This window comes from Dyadobacter sp. (genome assembly GCF_017744695.1).
Taxonomy (GTDB): domain Bacteria; phylum Bacteroidota; class Bacteroidia; order Cytophagales; family Spirosomataceae; genus Dyadobacter.
The window spans coordinates 170,737-190,063 of sequence record NZ_JAGIAS010000004.1 but is presented as its reverse complement, the minus strand read 5'-3'; the positions used below and the strand labels follow the sequence as shown (position 1 = coordinate 190,063).

Annotated in this window: 15 protein-coding genes and 1 tRNA gene; 14 read left to right on the top strand and 2 right to left on the bottom strand. The window is 48.6% G+C overall.

Annotation, left to right across the window (positions count from 1 at the left end; translation table 11 throughout):
* The first annotated feature begins 27 nt into the window (after nt 1-27).
* The 7 genes from murD to ftsZ all read left to right on the top strand — a co-directional run bounded on the left by murD (nt 28) and on the right by ftsZ (nt 8,757).
* Nucleotides 28-1,371 (top strand): UDP-N-acetylmuramoyl-L-alanine--D-glutamate ligase, encoded by a 1,344-nt coding sequence (murD, locus tag J7619_RS16850; protein WP_409012742.1) that lies wholly within the window; start codon nt 28-30, stop codon nt 1,369-1,371.
* Nucleotides 1,372-1,439: 68 nt separating this feature from the next.
* Nucleotides 1,440-2,594, top strand: coding sequence for an FtsW/RodA/SpoVE family cell cycle protein (locus J7619_RS16845; RefSeq protein WP_106595622.1), 1,155 nt, complete (start codon nt 1,440-1,442; stop codon nt 2,592-2,594).
* Between the two features lies 1 nt (nt 2,595).
* A complete protein-coding gene (murG, locus tag J7619_RS16840) occupies nt 2,596-3,693 on the top strand; it encodes an undecaprenyldiphospho-muramoylpentapeptide beta-N-acetylglucosaminyltransferase (protein WP_291200813.1) in 1,098 nt (365 codons plus the stop codon).
* Nucleotides 3,694-3,708: 15 nt separating this feature from the next.
* Nucleotides 3,709-5,115, top strand: a complete 1,407-nt coding sequence (murC, locus tag J7619_RS16835; RefSeq protein WP_291200810.1) for a UDP-N-acetylmuramate--L-alanine ligase — start codon at nt 3,709-3,711, stop codon at nt 5,113-5,115.
* Nucleotides 5,116-5,140: 25 nt separating this feature from the next.
* Nucleotides 5,141-5,917 carry a cell division protein FtsQ/DivIB gene (locus tag J7619_RS16830; RefSeq protein ID WP_291200807.1) on the top strand — a complete coding sequence of 259 codons (777 nt, stop codon included), beginning with the start codon at nt 5,141-5,143 and terminating at the stop codon, nt 5,915-5,917.
* A 15-nt stretch (nt 5,918-5,932) separates the two neighbouring features.
* On the top strand, nt 5,933-7,279 hold the full coding sequence (gene ftsA / locus J7619_RS16825) for a cell division protein FtsA (RefSeq protein WP_291200804.1): 1,347 nt from the start codon (nt 5,933-5,935) through the stop codon (nt 7,277-7,279).
* A gap of 38 nt (nt 7,280-7,317) precedes the next feature.
* A complete protein-coding gene (gene ftsZ, locus J7619_RS16820) occupies nt 7,318-8,757 on the top strand; it encodes a cell division protein FtsZ (protein ID WP_291200801.1) in 1,440 nt (479 codons plus the stop codon).
* 35 nt (nt 8,758-8,792) lie between these two features.
* Here ftsZ and J7619_RS16815 read toward each other — a convergent pair whose 3' ends face one another.
* The gene (locus J7619_RS16815) at nt 8,793-9,335 is read right to left on the bottom strand and encodes an NADPH-dependent FMN reductase (protein WP_291200798.1); all 543 of its coding nucleotides are present in this window, start codon (nt 9,333-9,335) and stop codon (nt 8,793-8,795) included.
* 219 nt (nt 9,336-9,554) lie between these two features.
* On the opposite strand from J7619_RS16815, the gene accD reads away from it, so the two are divergent.
* Nucleotides 9,555-10,397 carry an acetyl-CoA carboxylase, carboxyltransferase subunit beta gene (accD, locus tag J7619_RS16810; protein ID WP_291200795.1) on the top strand — a complete coding sequence of 281 codons (843 nt, stop codon included), beginning with the start codon at nt 9,555-9,557 and terminating at the stop codon, nt 10,395-10,397.
* Between the two features lie 75 nt (nt 10,398-10,472).
* Here the strand turns inward: accD and J7619_RS16805 are convergent, their stop codons facing one another.
* Nucleotides 10,473-10,976: a nuclear transport factor 2 family protein gene (locus J7619_RS16805; protein WP_291200792.1), complete on the bottom strand. Its 504-nt coding sequence runs from the start codon at nt 10,974-10,976 to the stop codon at nt 10,473-10,475.
* Between the two features lie 59 nt (nt 10,977-11,035).
* On the opposite strand from J7619_RS16805, the gene smpB reads away from it, so the two are divergent.
* The 6 genes from smpB (at nt 11,036) to J7619_RS16775 (ending at nt 19,280) form a co-directional block, all read left to right on the top strand.
* Nucleotides 11,036-11,494 carry an SsrA-binding protein SmpB gene (gene smpB, locus J7619_RS16800; RefSeq protein ID WP_291200789.1) on the top strand — a complete coding sequence of 153 codons (459 nt, stop codon included), beginning with the start codon at nt 11,036-11,038 and terminating at the stop codon, nt 11,492-11,494.
* Nucleotides 11,495-11,641: 147 nt separating this feature from the next.
* Nucleotides 11,642-12,151 (top strand): HNH endonuclease, encoded by a 510-nt coding sequence (locus J7619_RS16795; RefSeq protein ID WP_291200786.1) that lies wholly within the window; start codon nt 11,642-11,644, stop codon nt 12,149-12,151.
* A gap of 464 nt (nt 12,152-12,615) precedes the next feature.
* Nucleotides 12,616-14,412 (top strand): 30S ribosomal protein S1, encoded by a 1,797-nt coding sequence (rpsA, locus tag J7619_RS16790; protein ID WP_291200783.1) that lies wholly within the window; start codon nt 12,616-12,618, stop codon nt 14,410-14,412.
* 87 nt (nt 14,413-14,499) lie between these two features.
* A tRNA-Cys gene (locus J7619_RS16785) sits at nt 14,500-14,570 on the top strand.
* A gap of 294 nt (nt 14,571-14,864) precedes the next feature.
* Nucleotides 14,865-16,139, top strand: a complete 1,275-nt coding sequence (locus J7619_RS16780; RefSeq protein WP_291200780.1) for a c-type cytochrome — start codon at nt 14,865-14,867, stop codon at nt 16,137-16,139.
* 45 nt (nt 16,140-16,184) lie between these two features.
* The gene (locus J7619_RS16775; RefSeq protein WP_291200777.1) at nt 16,185-19,280 is read left to right on the top strand and encodes a TAT-variant-translocated molybdopterin oxidoreductase; all 3,096 of its coding nucleotides are present in this window, start codon (nt 16,185-16,187) and stop codon (nt 19,278-19,280) included.
* The last annotated feature ends 47 nt before the right edge of the window (nt 19,281-19,327 follow it).

Below are 19,327 nucleotides of genomic sequence, written 5' to 3'. Positions count from 1 at the left end.
ATTGTTCAACGCTTTAATTCGATTCTAGTGCAAAAAAAGGTGACGATTCTGGGTGGCGGAGAAAGCGGCGCAGGCGCGGCGATCCTCGCGAAATCCAAAGGTTTTGAAGTTTTTTTATCGGATAAGGGCCAGTTGCATCAGAAGTACGCGGACATTCTGAACAGTAAAAATATTCCATTTGAACAGGGGCAGCATTCGGAGGGACGCATCCTCGAAAGCGACCTCGTGGTAAAGAGTCCGGGCATTCCCGATAAAGTGCCTCTGATCGTCGCATTGAAAGAAAAGGGCATTCCGGTGATCTCCGAAATCGAGTTCGCCTCGCGCTATACGGATGCGAAACTGATTGCGATTACGGGTAGTAACGGCAAGACCACTACCACCTTACTTACCTATCATTTGCTCAAAACCGCAGGGCTGAATGTAGGCTTGGCAGGCAATATCGGCGACAGCTTCGCCTGGGCCGTTTCCGAAAAGCATTTTGATTATTATGTATTGGAAATCAGTAGTTTCCAACTGGATAATATTGTTGATTTCCACCCTTATATTTCCGTTCTCCTGAATATCACTCCCGATCACCTCGATCGTTATGGGTATGATTTCCAGAATTATGTGAATTCCAAATTCAATATTATCCGTAACCAGACGGCCTCAGATCATTTCATTTACTATAAGGAGAGTGAAGTGATTGAGAAGGAGCTCGAAAAGCGAAACCCGACGGTTGGGAAGGTGCAAGTTTCGCTGGAAAATGCATTGGACTCAGGTTCGTACCTTGAAAACGGGCAGTTGATTTCCAGTATTAATGGCCGTGCATTTGCGCAGGCATTCGGTGAATTGCCGATCAAAGGTCCGCATAATGCGATCAATGCGCTGGCGGCGATTTCGGTTGCACAGTTGCTGGGCGTCGATGCGGAAAAGATCAGCGAAGGATTGAAGTCGTTCACCAATGCGCCCCACCGACTCGAACAGGTGGAAGTGATCAATGGGGTAACCTATATCAATGATTCCAAGGCTACCAATGTGGATTCCGTTTTCTACGCATTGGGCAGCTTCAACCAGCCGGTGATCCTGATTGCCGGTGGTGTGGATAAAGGGAATGATTATTCACAAATTGAAGAGCTGGTAAAGAATAAAGTGAAAGGACTGATCGTGCTGGGGAAGGACCCGGCGAAGCTTGAAAACTATTTTTCAGGCAAAGTCCCGCAAATTTACGCGACCGAGGACGTCCAGGATGCCGTCAACAAAGGGCGGGAATGGGGCGTGCCGGGAGATATCGTTCTGCTTTCGCCCGCCTGCGCGAGTTTTGATTTGTTCAAAAACTATGAAGACCGGGGTGATCAGTTCAAAGCTGCTGTCAGAAATCTACTTTCATGACTCTTTCCTGACAATCCCTGACTATACTTGACAATAACTCAACAATCCAATATTAGCCGCCAAACAATATGGATTTCCTGAACAAAACAAGGGAAGATACCCAGGCATGGTTTAGCAAAAACCTCAAAGGTGACCCCTGGATATGGGGGATATGCATTATCATGCTGATGTGGAGCATTGTGGTGGTGTACAGTGCTTCGGTGAAGGACGCTTACAGCCAGATGGACGGTAATACCGAATATTACCTTTATAAACATGCATTGCTGTGCGTGCTGTCGCTCGGCGTGATGTATTTCGTCCACCGGGTGCCTTATATCAAATTCGTGTATGTAACGCGGCTTGCGGTCTGGAGCTCCATTCTGCTTTTGATATTCACGATGTTTTTCGGGAGATCGGTGAATGATGCAGCCCGCTGGATTGAGATCCCGGTGATCGGCCAGCGCTTCCAGCCTTCGGAATGGGCCAAGGTGGCGCTGGTAGCGCATTTGTCGCTGATTCTTGCGCGGCATATCAAAGGCGGCTGGAATACCCGTGAGCTCTTCATGGAACCGCTCGCGCTCGTAGGTGTCGTATGCGGGCTGATTTTCGTGAGTAACGTATCGACGGCCGTAATGCTGGCGGGTATTTGCTTTTTGCTGATGTTCGTAGGCAAAGTTCCGCTGCATTACCTGGCATTCACGGCGCTCGGCCTGGTGTTTTTTGCGACGATCGCCATTTTGCTTAACTCCACACAGCGTTCCGGAACGGCGCAAAGCCGGATATCTACGTTTTTTGACAAGGACGTAGTGGTTTACCAATCGCAGCAATCCTATATGGCAATGGCCCGCGGTGGATTGTACGGGGAAGGTGTTTCCAAAAGCCGCCAACGCCGCTTTCTTCCGGAGCCTCAGAAAGACTTCATTTTCGCGGTCGCGGTGGAGGAGTACGGCACGCTGGGTGGTACCGCGTTGATCATCCTGTACCTGATCCTGTTGTACCGGGGTCTGAAAGCGATCGAAGCGACGAAGCGGCCGTTTGGCGGGTTGCTATCGGCCGGACTGACATTTATCGTGGTGAGCCAGGCATTTTCTGCGATGGCGGTAACCGTAGGTTTAGTGCCGGTAACGGGGCAAACGCTGCCGTTTTTTAGTCAGGGTGGAACGTCGCTGCTTTTCACGGGTATTGCAATGGGCATGATCCTCAGCGTGAGCCGGGGGGAAATCGTGGAGGAAAAACGCATTTAACATGGCAAAAAGAATCATTATCAGCGGAGGAGGGACCGGCGGGCATATTTACCCGGCTATCGCCATTGCCAATGCATTGCAGCACAAGGAGCCGGACACGGAGATCCTGTTTGTAGGTGCTTTGGGAAAAATGGAAATGGAAAAAGTACCCCGCGCAGGTTATAAAATCGTGGGTCTCCCCATTGCGGGAATCAAAAGAAGCCTTTCGCTGGAAAACCTGGCGCTCCCTTTCAAAATGCTGCGAAGCCTGATGAAAGCCCGGGAGGTGATCAAAGAATTCAAACCCGACGTAGCAGTGGGGGTCGGCGGTTTTGCCAGCGGGCCGTTGCTGATGATGGCGTCCATGGCCGGTATTCCGACTTTGATCCAGGAACAGAATTCCTACGCAGGCATTACCAATAAATTTCTTGCTAAAAAGGCCGCCAGAATTTGTGTGGCTTACCCGGGTATGGAAGCGTTTTTTCCGAAAGAGAAAATTACGATGCTGGGAAACCCCGTCCGGAGCGACATTACGTACGTGCATTTGAAGCGCGCCGCTGGTTTGGAGCATTTTGAATTAAGCGAAGGTTCCAAAACACTGTTTGTAATGGGAGGTAGCCTCGGTGCGCGTTCGATCAACGAAAGTATCACGGAAGGACTGGGCAGGTTGGTGGAAGCCGGGTATCAGATATTATGGCAAACCGGCAAGAACGATATCGACAAGGCGAAAGCCGCTATCGAAAAACTGGGAACCGACCGGGTAAAAGCATTTGACTTCATATATACCATGGATCTCGCCTATGCGGTTGCCGATGTGGTGGTTTCACGCGCTGGCGCATTGTCGGTTTCAGAACTGTGCCTTGCTGCTAAACCTGCCATCCTGGTGCCGTTTCCGTATGCTTCGGAAGACCATCAGACCAAGAATGCGATGAACCTTGTCGATAGCAATGCGGCCATTCTGGTAAGGGACTCGGAAGCGCGGACGAAGCTGGTGGACCAGGCATTGGCCCTGCTCGACGATGTGACGCGCCAACGTGAATTGCAGACGAATATCAATAAACTGGCGCGTCCGAGCGCGGCCGACGACATTGCCGCAGAAGTTTTTAATTTGATTCAGTAACCCCAAGATTTGAATATGATGTCATCCTCTGTGACAAATTGGAAATATATCTATTTTGTAGGAATAGGCGGGATCGGAATGAGTGCGCTGGCCCGTTGGTTTAAAGCTAATGGCTTTGACGTGGCCGGTTATGACAAAACGATGACCCCGCTGGTAGGCAAACTCATTGAAGAAGGCATTCCGGTGACGCTCGAAGATGAGGTTTCGACTATTCCGGCAGCCTTTACCGCCGATCCGCAACAAACGCTCGTCATTTATACGCCTGCCGTTCCGGTGCAGCATAAGCAAATGCTTTACTTCCGGGACGAAAACTTTTTGATCCTGAAACGCTCGCAGGTTTTAGGCATTTTAACTAAAAACCTGCGGACAATCGGCGTCGCGGGTACACACGGGAAAACGACCACGTCTTCGCTGGTAGCGCACATCCTGCGCCACGCGCACGTGAACAGCACGGCGTTTTTGGGAGGTATTACCCAAAACTACGGTACTAACCTGCTCCTCAATGAGCCTACCGACAAGCTGGAAGAGGTTTTCTGTGTGGTAGAGGCAGATGAATTCGACCGCTCTTTCCTCACATTGTTTCCGGAAATTGCGATTGTGACATCAACCGACGCCGATCACCTCGATATTTACGGCAAGCACGAAGCTGTGCTCGAATCTTTCCGGGATTACGTGAGCCAGATCGACGAAAACGGGGCATTATTCATGCGCGAAGGTTTGGAAATCGCGGATAGCAGCAAGGCTCAGGTATTTACCTACTCATTAAATAGCGGACCATATCATTCGGAGAATATCCGTATCGAGAATGCCCGGTTCGTATTTGACCTGATCTACCCCGGAGGTGTGATTGAAGGTATTGCGATGAAAATCCCGGGTTATCATAATATAGAAAACTCGATTGCTGCGAGCGCGGTGGCATTATACATCGGCGTGGAACCCGCAAAAATCAAGGAGGCGCTGGAAAGTTACGGAGGTGTGAAACGCCGATTTGAATACCAGGTAGAGGAAGAAGGAAATGTGTATATCGACGATTATGCGCACCATCCGACGGAAATCGAGGCTTTTTTGTCGTCGGTGAAGGGGTTGTATCCCGGCCGCCACGTGACGGCGATCTTCCAGCCGCACCTGTTCACCCGCACGCGAGACTTTGCGGACGGTTTCGCAGAAAGTTTATCGCTGGCGGACCGCCTCTTGCTTCTGGATATTTACCCGGCGCGCGAATTGCCGATAGAGGGTGTTAATTCGAAAATGATCCTGGACAAAGTGACCTTGGATGATAAACAACTGGTTGCAAAAGAAGAAGTTTTACAACTTTTAAAAGAATTAAATACGGATATTGTAGTCACGATAGGCGCCGGGGATATCGATACTTTGGTAGGCCCGATACGCGATTTGCTGCAAAATACCGTTGCGAATAATTAGTCAAAGCATTTTTAATATTACTAAGATGTTACGTAAATTTGACTATTCATGGACTTTGTTGAAGCGTAGTTTGTGGCTTATTCTGCCCATCGCCGGCATCGGCATGGCGGAAAGCAAGCTCGGTCAACAGCGTTGCACAAATCTCGTAATATCGATTCAAGGGGATTCGGGTACAAGATTCCTGAACCAAATGGATGTGCAAATGCTGCTGACCGAAAACGGCGGTGATCCGCTGATCGGAAGCAGGCTTAAAGATGTGGCCTTGCACGATCTGGAAAACCGTGTCAGCCGCAACAAATTGATCAAGAAATGTCAGGTTTTTCGTGACCTCAGGGGCAATATAGTAGTCGAAGTAGAGCAGGAGAAACCGCTTGCGCGCTGGATTAACACTTCGGATAATGGGGAAATGCGGAACACATCGGGATACTATATCAACCATGAGGGCGTTTTTTTTCCTCTATCAGAAAGTTATTCAGCAAGAACGTTACTGGTTTCAGGGGCGTATTTCCAGAACCCTCAAAAGCTGAGGTCCGAAAAGGGCGCTCAGGTTTTGGAGTTATTGCGTTTTCTGAACACCGACCCGTTCTGGAAAGCGCAGGTTACGCAAATGAATGTGGACAAGGATGGTGAGATAGACCTTACGACATTACTGGGCGACCAACGGGTCGAACTGGGAATGGCGGAAGATTTCGAGGCCAAGTTCAAAAAATTGCGCATCTTTTATGACAAGGTGTTGAGCAAGGATTGGGGGCGGTACAAAAGAATTAGTGTTAAGTTTCAAGATCAAATAGTTTGTGAATAATAATTCACCATCAGCATGGCACACGATAAGATTGTAGTTGGGGTAGATATTGGAAGTACTAAAATAACGGTGGTGGCTGCGCAAGGCTCAGCGACGCGCCGGAACAATATCGAGATTTTGGGCTTCAGCGAAGTCCCTGTGCCGTCGGGAGCAGTAGTAAACGGCTCCGTTGAAAACATTAAACAGGTTGGCAGCGCGATCAAGGAAGCACTGGCGGAAGCTGGTTCACGTTCGGATCTCGATATTGGTATAGTCAATGTAAGCTTCGGGGGCACGCACGTGAAGGTGAGCGCGCAGAGCGACGGGGTGATCCGGCCTTCGGCGTCATCGGGCGAGGAAGTAACGCAGCGGGATGTAGACCAACTGGTTGATGACATGTACCGGGCGAAAATCGAACCGAATTTCGACGTGCTGCATGTACTACCGATGGATTTCACGGTCGATAACTCGACGGGCGTACGCGAGCCGGTAGGCCGCACGGGTATTAAACTGGGAGGTAACTTCCTGGTGGTGTCTGCGAACAGCCAGTCGGTATTGCGTACCAAGAAAAGCCTTGCCGAAGCGGACCAGGCGCTAAAATGCGATAAGCTGGTATTAGCTCCACTGGCAACCAGCCTGGCTGTATTGACCGACAATGAAATGAAAGCCGGTATTGCGATGGTGGATATCGGCGACCATACTACGGACGTGATCATTTATCACGACCGCATTGTGCGTCATATTGCATCATTCCCGATCGGCGGACGGCACATTACTTCCGACTTGGAGGTAGGCTGTGGCATTCAGTTCGAGAATGCGGAGCATTTGAAAAAAGAATATGGTGTGGCGGTGTCCGCAGATGTTCCTTTGAATGTCGAAATCCTGATCAATTACCTGGCAGGCCGCCAACCGAAGCCGGTTTTGAAAAAGAATGTGGCATTGATCATCGAAGAGCGTTTGAAGGAAATCGCGGCGATGGTTTATGCGGAGATCATTAAATCGGGTTACGCCGACAGACTGATCGGCGGACTCGTGCTGACAGGCGGTTCGGCGAATATCCCGGAAATCGAGGCATTGTTCGAAAGGATCACTGACATGTCGGTACGCGTAGGCTATCCCGAAAACCTGGACCGGACGGCGAAAGCGGATGCGGTAAGCAATGCTTCGTTCAATACTGCTATCGGACTGGCCTGGGCCGGATTGAAGTCAGTGGATCCACGGGTGAAATCGGTTTGCAAACCTGCATCGGCTTTCAATACCGGCAATGTCGTGCAGAAAGAACCCGTAAAAGAAGCCAAAGAGCAACCAAAACGCAACGGAACGTTTTGGGACAATATTACCGGCATTATTGGTAAAAAAGACGAGAGTCTGGGAGACTATTAACAGGAATATCATCACGCATACTCAACCCCGGAAAGAATATGAACAATAGCTTGTTGCACGCATTAGATCAGGACTATATAGTGAACGAAATCATCAAAGACCCAAACGGAGAAGGCCACGGTGAACCGGCTATCATCAAGGTGATTGGTGTCGGCGGGGGTGGTAGCAATGCTGTGAACTACATGTTTGAGAAGAAGATCAAAGATGTAGAATTTGCGGTTTGTAATACAGACAGGCAGGCGTTAGCAAATAGCCCTGTACCTGTCAAAATCCAGTTGGGAGCAACTTTGACACAAGGCCTGGGAGCCGGTACCGATGCCACCAAAGGTAAGGAAGCGGCTTTGGAAACAATCGAGGAGATCAAAGGTCTCCTGGGAGGTTCCACGCAAATGGTATTTATCACCGCTGGTATGGGTGGTGGAACCGGAACAGGTGCCGCGCCGGTGATCGCGCAGTTGGCCAAAGAAATGGGCAAACTGACCGTGGCCGTGGTAACAGCGCCTTATACCTGGGAAGGATTGGACAAGAAAGAGCAGGCGCTCGAAGGTATCGAGCAACTGAAAGAATATAGCGATACGGTCCTAGTGGTTCTCAACGACAAGCTCGAAGAACTCTATGAGGATATGACATTGACGCAGGCATTCGCGGAAGCGGATGGCATTTTGCTCAATGCGGTGAAAAGTATCTCCGAAATCATTACCACGAACGGTAATATCAACACGGACTTCAAAGATGTGGAGAAAGTGTTGAAAAGCGCCGGGCAGTCTGTAATGGGAACTTCGGAATCCACCGGAGCCGACCGTGCGCAGAATGCGATCAAGGAAGCATTGGATTCGCCGTTGCTGAACGACCGCGACATTCGCGGTGCTAAGCGCATCCTCGTAACGCTTGCGACCAGCAAGAAAAAAGAGGCTACGATGCGGGAGCAGCGCGAAATCTGGCAATATGTGCTTTCACAAGTGGGTGGCGAAGCTCGTATGTTCAAACTGGGTACCATCACCGACGATTCACTGGGCGATAAGCTGCGTGTGACCGTCGTGGCGGCCGGTTTCGATAGCATCGAGTCGCCTATCCCAGGTATTCAGCTTAAAGGCGTCAAAGGGCAACCGGAGCCAAGCCCCGTAGTGGTGGAAGAGCCGAAAGAAGAGCTACCTCCTCTTGCCGTGGAGGAAGATGAGCTGGTATTAACTGGTGAACTGGAAGAAAATACCCCAACCAGCTCGATCGACCTCGTCCTGGAAGATGAAAGGGTGACGCATGGCTTCGATCCTATCAATATTTCGCTGACGGAAATCGAACCGACGAACGACTGGACGGATGAAGATGCACTGAAAATGGAAATGATGGTGAAGTCTTTCCGCGATGGGCTGGTAAAATACTCCGACCTGGAAGGGCCGGCTTACCGCCGAAGCAGGGTAGAGCTCTGGAAGCGTCCTGCGATTCCAGCACATGAAATGGAACAGCACTGGCTGAAATAGTAAGAAGGGAGCGAAGAGCTCCCTTTTTTGATATGCTAAAAGTGGATAATCTGCCCGGCCTGTATTTCGAGCAGTTCTTTATACAATGCGTTTGAAATCACATTTTCGTTGTAATGTGAGCGTATCTGCCCAAGCTTCACGCGCAGCGCCAGCGTATTCATGCCCAGGTAACTGAAAACGTCGTTCAGATGGCTCAACGCAATGGCCGCTCCCTGCATGTTGGATGATAAGCCCACCAATGCTGCCTTTTTATTGGAAAAACTATTGGGATACGGAAGCCCGTCGATAAATGCTTTAAGCACGCCCGGGTAGGAGCCATTGTATTCAGGCACGATAAAGACGAATTTGTCGGTCTGCTCCAATAACGATTTCAGGTTGTTGAAAGCCTCATTCTTGCCGGTATTGGCATATAGTGCCGAGACAGTGAAGTCGTCGGGTAAGTTCACCAGATCGAGGATAATGCTGGGGGTGTGCAGTTGTTGGAGGATTTCCTGATAGTATTCCGCTATTTTCCTGGACATTGAGTTGGGCCGGTTGGTGCCAACGATGATCACTATAGGCGATGTGGATGGAGTCATGTGCCGGTTAATGTTCTTGTCACTAGTAACAAATAATGTTTGAAATTGTTCTAACGACGCCGTTACTGGCAGCAAAACTAACCGCCAAACCGACACGTTACCAGGCAGTTTTCATGATACCCAACAATTATTGTTATATTTGAGCCCGTTATTTATCATGAAACTTCAATAATTATCTGATTTTCAGATTATTATATATAAATCAACCCACATACAAATATGTCCTGGTTTATTCGGAAAGAAAAAGGTATCAATACACCGACTGAAATGAAGCGTGAAGCGCCGGACGGTTTATGGTATCAATGTCCTAATTGCAAAAAAATCACTCCTACCAGGGAACATAAGCAGAATGCTTTTACCTGCCCGCATTGCAACTACCACGAGAAAGTGGGTTCGGATGTGTATTTCAACCTGCTTTTCGATGACAATGAGTTTATCGAGCTCGATGCCAACCTTGTTTCCGGCGACCCATTGGGTTTTGTAGATACCAAAGCGTATCCGGACCGTATTAAGTCGACCATGAAGAAAACCGGATTGAAAGATGCGGTTCGTACCGGTCACGGTAAAATGAATGGGTTGGATCTGGTGATCGCTTGTATGGATTTCAGTTTCATCGGCGGCTCCATGGGCTCGGTAGTAGGTGAGAAAATCGCCCGCGCGATTTCGTACTCGCTCGAAAAGAAGATCCCATTCCTGATGATTTCGAAGTCGGGAGGCGCACGTATGATGGAGGCAGGGTTTTCACTGATGCAGATGGCTAAGACCTCAGCACGCCTGGCGCAATTGTCAGAGGCCAAAGTGCCCTATATTTCGCTGTTAACCGACCCTACAACCGGCGGTGTCACAGCTTCTTACGCCATGCTCGGTGACTTCAACATTTCGGAGCCCGAAGCTTTGATCGGTTTCGCCGGCCCACGCGTAATCCGCGAGACGATCGGTAAGGATCTGCCGAAAGGCTTCCAGAGTGCCGAATTCGTTTTGGAACACGGTTTCCTCGACTTTATCGTCGACCGCAAGGATTTGAAAGATAAATTGACAAGCCTGCTGAATATGCTCGCATAAGCAATAGCATTTAGCAAAGCGGCCCGTCAGGTTATCTGGCGGGCCGCTTTGTATTTATAGTTTCAAATGCATGGATCAGGGGCAAGCGTCTTTTCGACGCGTGTCTGTAATGTCGTTGATCTTCCAGCCGGCGCTGGTTTTGAGGAGATTAAATACATTGACGCCGCAGTGCGAGAACTTGCCGCCGAGGTAAAACTTGTAAGGCGCCCAAACGACCGCCATTGGTCTGTCGATGGAAATTTTCACGTCGTAAATGCGTTCGTCCCATTGCTCCTTGTGCGGTGTGCCAACGGCTTTTACGAACCCGTCGACGCTTCCTTTATGGGTAACGACCGAATCGGCGGCGTTCTTGGAAATGGAAGTCAATGCGGCAGTTTTGGTAAATACGCTCCTGACGGCAGTTGAATCGCCGTTGCGCATGCCGGTGAATAGTTTGTCGACCGTCTCACGCGCGGTTGCGGCGTCGGGCGCTACCGAGCCGGCGACTGTGGACGCGGCCTGTGCGAGGGCACGGGTGTCTGCGGAGGTAATGGCGGTCGTGAGCAAAATCAGTGTCAGGAAATGGCTAATGCGTTTCATTGGTATAGTTTTAACAAAAACTTAATTTTGAGCCCCTTTGTAAAATTTTGGGAATCGATATGTCGGAAAAAATAGTTAAAAAAGTAGATATAAGGAACAGGCGGGCTTCATTCGAGTATTTCTTTCTGGAAGAGTTCACGACCGGTATGGTGCTTACGGGTACCGAAATCAAGTCGATCAGGCAGGGGAAGGTTAATTTTCAGGATGCTTACTGCCTTTTTATGGACGGCGAGTTGTTTATCCGCAGTTTACACATTTCGCCGTACACCGAAGGCACGCATTACAACCACGAGCCCATGCGCGATCGCAAGCTATTGATTACCAAGCGAGAGCGCAAGAAGTTAATCGAAGGCTTGAAGGATGTCGGGCTTACGATTATACCGGTCCGGTTATTCACGAGCGACCGTGGTTTGGCGAAACTGCATATTGCATTAGCCAAAGGGAAAAAGCTTTATGATAAGCGCGATAGTATAAAAGAGCGAGATGTAAAACGGGAGAATGACAGGGCGGGTTACTGAGCACCCGGAGGGTTTGATATACAAAATGTGCTAATCCAGTGATCCTCGGGACTTTCTGTTAAATTCTTTCAACAATATTTGAAAATACCGGAGCGTTTTTTCTGGTGAAATATTCTTATATTGTGGGAATTAACTACCACAGGGCTCATGGGTAAAGTACTGGTTCTGAATCAAGATTATAGCGCACTAAGTGTTTGCACAGTTCCGAAGGCGTTTCTGCTGGTTTATATGAAGAAAGCTGAAATGCTCGCCGAGTCTCAGCAGGAGCATCTCAGGACTGTCAACGACAGGTATCCCATGCCCGTCGTGATACGCCTCCATCGTTACATACATATACCGTACAGGGGCGTAGTCATGACCAGGCAAAACCTCTTCAAGCGGGACGGCAACAGGTGCCAGTATTGCGGAACCCACGATAATCTGACGCTGGACCATGTGTTGCCGAAAAGTAGGGGCGGGAAGACCACCTGGGACAATTTGGCCACCGCCTGTAAAAGATGCAACTCCCGCAAAGGAGACCATACGCCGGAAGAGGTTGACATGCCGTTAAAGCAGCGACCGTTCCGGCCTTCTTTTTTAATGTTCATTCGTGATTTTTCAGGCATGGCCGATGATGAATGGCTGCCTTACCTCGGATCGAAGGAGCGGCACTGTTAACGTCCGTTCGGTATGGCACCGGTTTGTGGGTTGTTATTTGTGGTCAGGTATTGTCAGGAGGTTGAAGGAGGTGTCAGGTGTGGTCAGGAATAGTCATTGGTTGTCACACGTACTCTTTCGATACCTGGATCAAGTCTTCTCCGATTTTATTCCCCGACTATCTCTGGCCATACCTGAATATACTTGACCACCTCCTGACTACACCTGACAACGTTCGACTATCTCCCGACAACACTTGACCGCGCGGCGGACCGCTACTTCCTGACAATACCTGACTAACCCTGACCATTTTACACCCAAACGGCACCTTCTTCCCCTTGCGTAAAATTAAATCGCCCAACCGTTCGGATATTGCTTTCGAATCGCGTAATTTTGCGTCCTGATTTTTTAAAAAATACTTGTTGAACTAATTTTCAGCCGATTAGCCCGGCGGCTGATGTATCGAAGGGCCATTATTCCTATTTATGTCTAAGGAAAAACAAAATCAACCACTTCCCGAATTCGATTGGGATAAAGCATCGGACAAAGGTTTCGGAACTGCTTATTCATCAGCTGACCGTAGCCGTCTGGAACAAATGTATGAAACTACCCTTTCTCCGGTTTCGGAAAAAGAAGTAGTTAAAGGTGTTGTAGTAGGTATTACAGACCGCGAGGTGATCCTGAACATCGGTTTCAAATCTGATGGTATCGTTTCATCCAATGAATTCCGCGACCTGCCAGGTTTGAAAATCGGCGACGAAGTGGAAGTTTACGTAGAGAACCAGGAAGACGCACAAGGTCAGCTGGTACTTTCACGCAAAAAAGCGAAAGTTATCACTGCATGGGATAACATCCAGAAATCATTCGACGAGGATGTTGTTATCGATGCAAATGTTAAGAGAAGAACCAAAGGTGGTCTTATCGTTGATATTTTCGGCATTGAAGCCTTCTTGCCAGGTTCACAAATCGATGTGAAGCCAATCCGCGACTTCGACGTTTTCGTTGGAAAGCGCATGGAAGTAAAAGTTGTGAAAATCAACTACGCTAACGATAACGTAGTCGTATCTCACAAAATCCTGATCGAGAAAGACCTCGAAGCGCAACGTCAGCAAATCCTGAACAACCTTGAAAAAGGTCAGGTACTGGAAGGTGTGATCAAAAACATGACCAACTTCGGTGTGTTCATCGACTTGGGTGGTGTTGACGGTCTGTTGCACATCACGGATATCTCTTGGGGCCGTATCAACCACCCATCTGACCTCCTTTCACTGGATCAGAAACTGAACGTGGTTGTTCTCGACTTCGACGAAGAGAAAAAACGTATTTCTTTGGGTCTGAAACAACTTCAGTCTCACCCATGGGATTCTCTGGACGAGTCAATCCAGGTTGGATCGAAAGTTACAGGTCGCATCGTGAACGTTGCTGACTACGGCGCTTTCTTGGAGATCAAACCAGGTGTTGAAGGTCTGATCCACGTTTCTGAAATGTCATGGTCTCAGCACCTGCGCAATCCACAGGAGTTCATGAATGTGAACGACGAGATCAGCGCGGTTGTATTGACGCTTGACCGTCAGGAGCGCAAAATGTCTCTGGGTATCAAACAACTTACCGAAGATCCTTGGACTCAAGGTTCACTGAAAGAGAAATATGCGATCGGTACCCGTCACAAAGGTGTTGTTCGTAACCTGACGAACTTCGGTCTCTTCATCGAGCTGGAAGAAGGTATCGACGGTCTGGTACACGTTTCTGACCTTTCATGGACTAAGAAAATCAAGCATCCTTCCGACTTCGTGAAAGTAAACGACGAGCTGGAAGTAGTTGTACTTGAACTTGACGCAGAAAACCGTCGTCTTGCTTTGGGCCACAAGCAGCTTGAAGAAAACCCATGGGATACTTTCGAGAGCATTTTCGAAGTAGGTTCAGTACATAAATCGACGATCGTTGCGAAAGGTGATAAATTCGCTACACTCGAACTTCCTTACGGAATCGAAGGTGTTGCGTCTATCAAAAACCTTGCGAAAGAAGACGGAACATTTGCTGAGGTAGGTGAGAGCCTTGACTTCACTGTTCTTGAATTCCTGAAAGACGAGAAGAAGATCGTTCTGACTCACTCTAAAGTAAAAGGTGTTCCTGCTGAGGAAAAGAAAGAAGCAAAAGCTGCCAAAGCTCCTGCTGCGGAATCAGTGAACAAAGAAGTAGAAAAATCTACTTTCGGAGACCTTAGCGTTCTGTCTGCTTTGAAAGAGCAGTTGGAAGAGAGCGAGAAAAAAGGAAAAAAGTAAAATAAAATATGGTGCGGAAGAATTTTTTAATACTTTTGCACCCGGAATCAGCTGCCAGCCTTGTGCAGGCAGCTGATTTTTAGAAATGGTTCCGTGGCCGAGTGGCTAGGCAGAGGTCTGCAAAACCTCGTACAGCGGTTCGAATCCGCTCGGAACCTCACCTGGAATTGTGGTCATTTTCCCCAGATTCCGGACACAATTAAATGCCTGAAAAATACCATTTGGAACAAGCTTTTTGAACGAGCTCCAAATGGTATTTTTTTTGCTAGTTGCTTGAAAATCAGATATTAAAAATTTTGTAACTCCTGTTAACTTGGTCTAGCAAATTAGACAAATTATAAATAAGAAGGTGGGGTAAAATATCCCTGAAATACTTTTGTGGATAAAAAATCGTAAGCTAGTTTTGTCTGTTGAAGAATAATGAATAGTTGATTATGAATATACCATTCCGAATGGACGCTAAGTTTTGTTCCTTCTTTAATTACTCAAAAACCTTTGTAGCTATCCTCTTAGCTATCTTATTAAGCGTCCCCACTTTAGTATCTGCTCAGGATAGCACTGCTGCCGCAGGCGCTGCGGCACCTGCTGGGGGCGGCGACGCTGCGAAAGGTGAGTCGATCTTCAAAAACAACTGCGCCCAGTGCCACGCTCCGACAGACGAACGTGTGGTTGGTCCCGGGTTGAAGGGAGCAAGTTCCCGCCACGATTTTGCATGGCTTACCAAGTGGGTACGTAACTCTTCGGCGGTGATCGCTTCCGGCGATCCTTACGCTGTCAAGATTTACAACGAGTATTCGAAAGCTCAGATGACGAGCTTCCCGAACCTTTCGGATGATGATATCAAAGCGATCTTCGCTTATGTCGACAAGGCTGGTGCTGCTCCTGCTGCTGCGGCGGCTGGCGCTGCCGGAGCTCCTGCGGCTGCGGCGGGGGATGCAAAGGGTAGCGGTCCTTCCGATCTGTTCGTGATCGTATTGGTTGCATTGGTCGTGGTAATGGTATTGGTACTAGGCGTTCTGCTCGTGATCGTATCGCTTCTTTCGAAAGCTGTTAAAGGCGGCGGTGCTGAAACTGAGGAAGCTGCCGGCGAGGGTTTCGGTAGTATTCTTAAGAAATTGACAGTTGATCCTGCGATCCGCTCTGCGACACTCTGGATCTTCGTCCTGCTCGTTTTGAAATCTACTTTGGACGGAGCGTTTAATGTAGGCGTTCAGCAGGGATACGCTCCTAAGCAGCCTATTTCATTCTCTCACAAATTGCACGCAGGCGAGTACAAAATCGACTGTAACTATTGCCACACCGGCGTTAACCGCGGTAAGTCGGCACACATCCCTTCTGCTAACATCTGCATGAACTGCCACGGTGTTATCAAAAAGGAATCTCCTGAAATTCAAAAGATTTATACTTCTATCGAGAACAACCAGCCTATCGAATGGGTGCGCGTTCACAACCTGCCTGACCTGGCTTATTTTAACCACGCACAGCACGTAAACGTGGGTGGCCTGGAGTGTCAGAACTGCCACGGCGAAGTTGAGAAAATGGAAGTAATACAGCAACGTTCGTCACTGACGATGGGATGGTGTATTGATTGTCACCGTAAAACTGAGGTAAATACCAAAGACAATCAGTACTACGATAAGCTGGTACAGTTGCACGCTTCTGAAAGCAAAGAGGCTTTGAAAGTTGCGGATATTGGTGGTTTGGAATGTTCTAAGTGCCACTATTAATCAAGAAAATAATACCGGATACAACTCATTGTATTGAATAGTTTTATGGAAAATACTAATAAAAGATACTGGCGGGGACTTGAAGAGCTGAGGAATGACGAGAAGTTTGTAAAGGATGCAAGTTCAGAGTTCCCAAGCGCACCGACCGAAAGTCAGTATGAAAGCCTGGTGGATGGCGTAGGCACTCATCGTCGTGATTTCCTTAAAGTATTGGGCTTTGGAATGGCGGCGGTATCCCTGGCTGCTTGCGAGACCCCGGTTAAGAAGGCGATCCCTTACGTTAACAAGCCGGAGGGCGAATTCCCGACTATATCTAACTGGTATGCCTCCACTTACGCAGAAGGTGGAGATTACGCGAGTATCCTGGTCAAAACCCGCGAGGGCCGACCTATTAAAATAGAAAGCAATTCCCTTTCAAAAGTATCTTACGGTGTGAGCTCACGTGCACACGCTTCGTTGCTCGGCCTGTACGACAATGAGAAACTGAAAGGTCCTAAAAAAGGAGAAGATACAAAAGTAAGCTGGGAAGCTGTTGACAAGGAGATCGCTGATCAACTTGGGGCAATCGCAGCAAAAGGCGGAGCGATCCGTATTCTTACTTCAACCATTCTGAGCCCGTCGACCAAGGCGGTAATTGCAGACTTCACTGCGAAATATCCAACCACTACCCATGTGGTTTACGATGCCAACTCATCTTACGCTATTGTAAAAGGTAACGAGTTGTCATTCGGCAAAGCTGTAATCCCTTCTTACGATTTCAGCAAAGCAAAAGTAGTCGTAGGTATTGATGGCGACTTCCTCGGAACATGGCTTGCGCCTGATACATTCTCTAAGCAATTCGCGGACACCCGTCGCGTGAGCAGCGAGAAAGAGGGTAATAAGGAAATGTCCCGTTTGTACCAATTCGAATCAACACTTTCACTGACCGGTGCTAATGCGGATTACCGTACTTCGGTGAAACCTTCGCAGATCGGTCTGGTAGCGGCTGCACTTTATAACAAGGTAGCAGCGAAACTGGGCGGTGCTCCGGTTGCTACACCGGCATTGAACATCGACAACCTGGACAAAGCTGCTGCGGACCTCGTAGCTGCGAAAGGACAGGCAGTAGTTGTTTCTGGTGTAAACGACCCTTCGGTACAGGTGATCGTAAACGCGCTGAACAGCCTGCTGGGAAGCTACGGTTCAACTATCAATCTTGACAAACCTGCGAACTACCGTCAGGGTAACGACATCGCTACCAACCAACTGATCGATGAGATCAAAGGCGGTAAAGTTTCTGCATTGATTTTGTGGGGTGCTAACCCGGTTTACGATCACCCACGCGGTGCGGAACTGGCTGCTGCATTGCCACAGGTTTCATTGAGCGTGTCGTTCAACGACCGTGCAGATGAAACATCTTCCCTTTTGAAATACATCCTTCCTGCGCCGCACTACCTCGAATCATGGGGTGATGCAGAACCGGTTGCAGGGTCATACAGCTTGATGCAGCCGGCGATAAGCCTGATTTTCAGCACGCGCCAGGCACAAGCAAGCCTTTTGAAATGGGCAGGGGCTTCGGCTGACTACCATGAATATGTAAAGGCATATTGGAGAAAGAACATCTATCCGCAAAGCGCAGGTGGTGACTTCGAGAAATTCTGGATTAAGTCCCTGCACGACGGTGTATTCGATGTAGCTTCGGCATCGGCTGCTACGGGTGCTGCATTCACCGGAAACATCGCTGCTGCTGCTGCCGGTATTGCGAAAAGATACAAAGCATCGTCATCAGGTCTTGAACTGGCGATCTTCGAAAACGTAGGTATGGGTACTGGTTTCGCTGCAAACAATCCTTGGTTGCAGGAAAATCCCGATCCGATCACGAAAGCTTGCTGGGATAACCACGCGGGTCTTTCACAAAAGACTGCAAAGGAACTTGGCCTTGCACAAGGTGATGTTGTGAAGGTAGACCTGAAAGGCAAATCAGTAGAATTGCCGGTGATTATTCAACCAGGTCTTGCGCAAGGAACCGTTGCGGTTGCGATTGGTTTCGGTCGTGAAAAAGCTGGTAAATCAGCCAATGGTGTAGGTAAAAACGTATTCCCGTTTGCTACTTTCACCGACGGCTTCCTGAACTTCACTCCGGGCGAAGTAACTGTTTCAAAAACAGGTGAAACCCGCGAAATTGCTCAGACTCAGACGCACAATACCGTAATGAACCGTAAGTCGGTTCTGCAAGAGACTGTACTCGCTCACTTCCAGAAAGATCCGATGGCCGGACGTTTCGTTCCGAAAATCCAGACTTCGGAGGGAGAAGTTGATGCAACTGACCTATCGCTTTGGAACGGTCACAAATACAAAAACCACTCGTGGGGTATGGTGATCGACCTGAACACCTGCTTCGGTTGCGGATCTTGCGTGATCAGCTGTCAGAACGAGAACAACATTCCGGTTGTTGGCCGCCAGGAAATCATCAATGCCCGTGAAATGCACTGGCTGCGTATCGACCGCTATTACAGCAGCGATGCGGATGTAGAGGATCTTCGCGGATTGGAAATTGCTTCTGAAAATCCGGAAGTTACATTCCAGCCGATGCTTTGCCAGCACTGTAACAATGCTCCTTGCGAGACGGTATGTCCGGTATTGGCTACCACCCACAGCTCCGAGGGCTTGAACCAAATGACTTACAACCGTTGCGTAGGTACAAGATATTGCGCAAACAACTGCCCATATAAAGTACGTCGTTTCAACTGGTTCAAATATTTCGATAACGACAACTTCGATTACGCATTCAACAATGACCTCGGTAAAATGGTCATTAACCCTGATGTGACAGTACGTTCAAGAGGGGTTATCGAAAAATGCTCGATGTGTGTTCACAGAATCCAGGAGGCTAAGCTTACTGCGAAGAAGGAAAGAAGACGTATCGTCGACGGTGAAGTAAACGTGGCTTGCGCATCTTCATGCCCGACCAACGCAATTACTTTTGGAGACATGAACGATCCTGAAAGCCGCATTTCGAAATTGCTCGAAGTCGAAAGAGAAGGACGTGCATTCCATATGCTGGAAGAAATCAACGTTCGTCCGCAGATCTCTTACCTCACCAAAATCCGTAACAAGGATGCAGCTGCGAAAGTAGAGAAGGTTGAGAAAGAGCACGCCTAATATCAGAGTTTAGAATTATTGACGATCCAATCATTATAAATAAATAG

Excerpts from the sequence above, each read along its gene's own strand:
- J7619_RS16845 (WP_106595622.1), top strand. The coding sequence starts at position 1,440 with ATGGATTTCCTGAACAAAACAAGGGAAGATACCCAGGCATGGTTTAGC.
- murG (WP_291200813.1), top strand. The coding sequence starts at position 2,596 with ATGGCAAAAAGAATCATTATCAGCGGAGGAGGGACCGGCGGGCATATT.
- murC (WP_291200810.1), top strand. The coding sequence starts at position 3,709 with ATGATGTCATCCTCTGTGACAAATTGGAAATATATCTATTTTGTAGGA.
- J7619_RS16830 (WP_291200807.1), top strand. The coding sequence starts at position 5,141 with ATGTTACGTAAATTTGACTATTCATGGACTTTGTTGAAGCGTAGTTTG.
- ftsA (WP_291200804.1), top strand. The coding sequence starts at position 5,933 with ATGGCACACGATAAGATTGTAGTTGGGGTAGATATTGGAAGTACTAAA.
- ftsZ (WP_291200801.1), top strand. The coding sequence starts at position 7,318 with ATGAACAATAGCTTGTTGCACGCATTAGATCAGGACTATATAGTGAAC.
- J7619_RS16815 (WP_291200798.1), bottom strand. The coding sequence starts at position 9,335 with ATGACTCCATCCACATCGCCTATAGTGATCATCGTTGGCACCAACCGG.
- accD (WP_291200795.1), top strand. The coding sequence starts at position 9,555 with ATGTCCTGGTTTATTCGGAAAGAAAAAGGTATCAATACACCGACTGAA.
- J7619_RS16805 (WP_291200792.1), bottom strand. The coding sequence starts at position 10,976 with ATGAAACGCATTAGCCATTTCCTGACACTGATTTTGCTCACGACCGCC.
- smpB (WP_291200789.1), top strand. The coding sequence starts at position 11,036 with ATGTCGGAAAAAATAGTTAAAAAAGTAGATATAAGGAACAGGCGGGCT.
- J7619_RS16795 (WP_291200786.1), top strand. The coding sequence starts at position 11,642 with ATGGGTAAAGTACTGGTTCTGAATCAAGATTATAGCGCACTAAGTGTT.
- rpsA (WP_291200783.1), top strand. The coding sequence starts at position 12,616 with ATGTCTAAGGAAAAACAAAATCAACCACTTCCCGAATTCGATTGGGAT.
- J7619_RS16780 (WP_291200780.1), top strand. The coding sequence starts at position 14,865 with ATGGACGCTAAGTTTTGTTCCTTCTTTAATTACTCAAAAACCTTTGTA.
- J7619_RS16775 (WP_291200777.1), top strand. The coding sequence starts at position 16,185 with ATGGAAAATACTAATAAAAGATACTGGCGGGGACTTGAAGAGCTGAGG.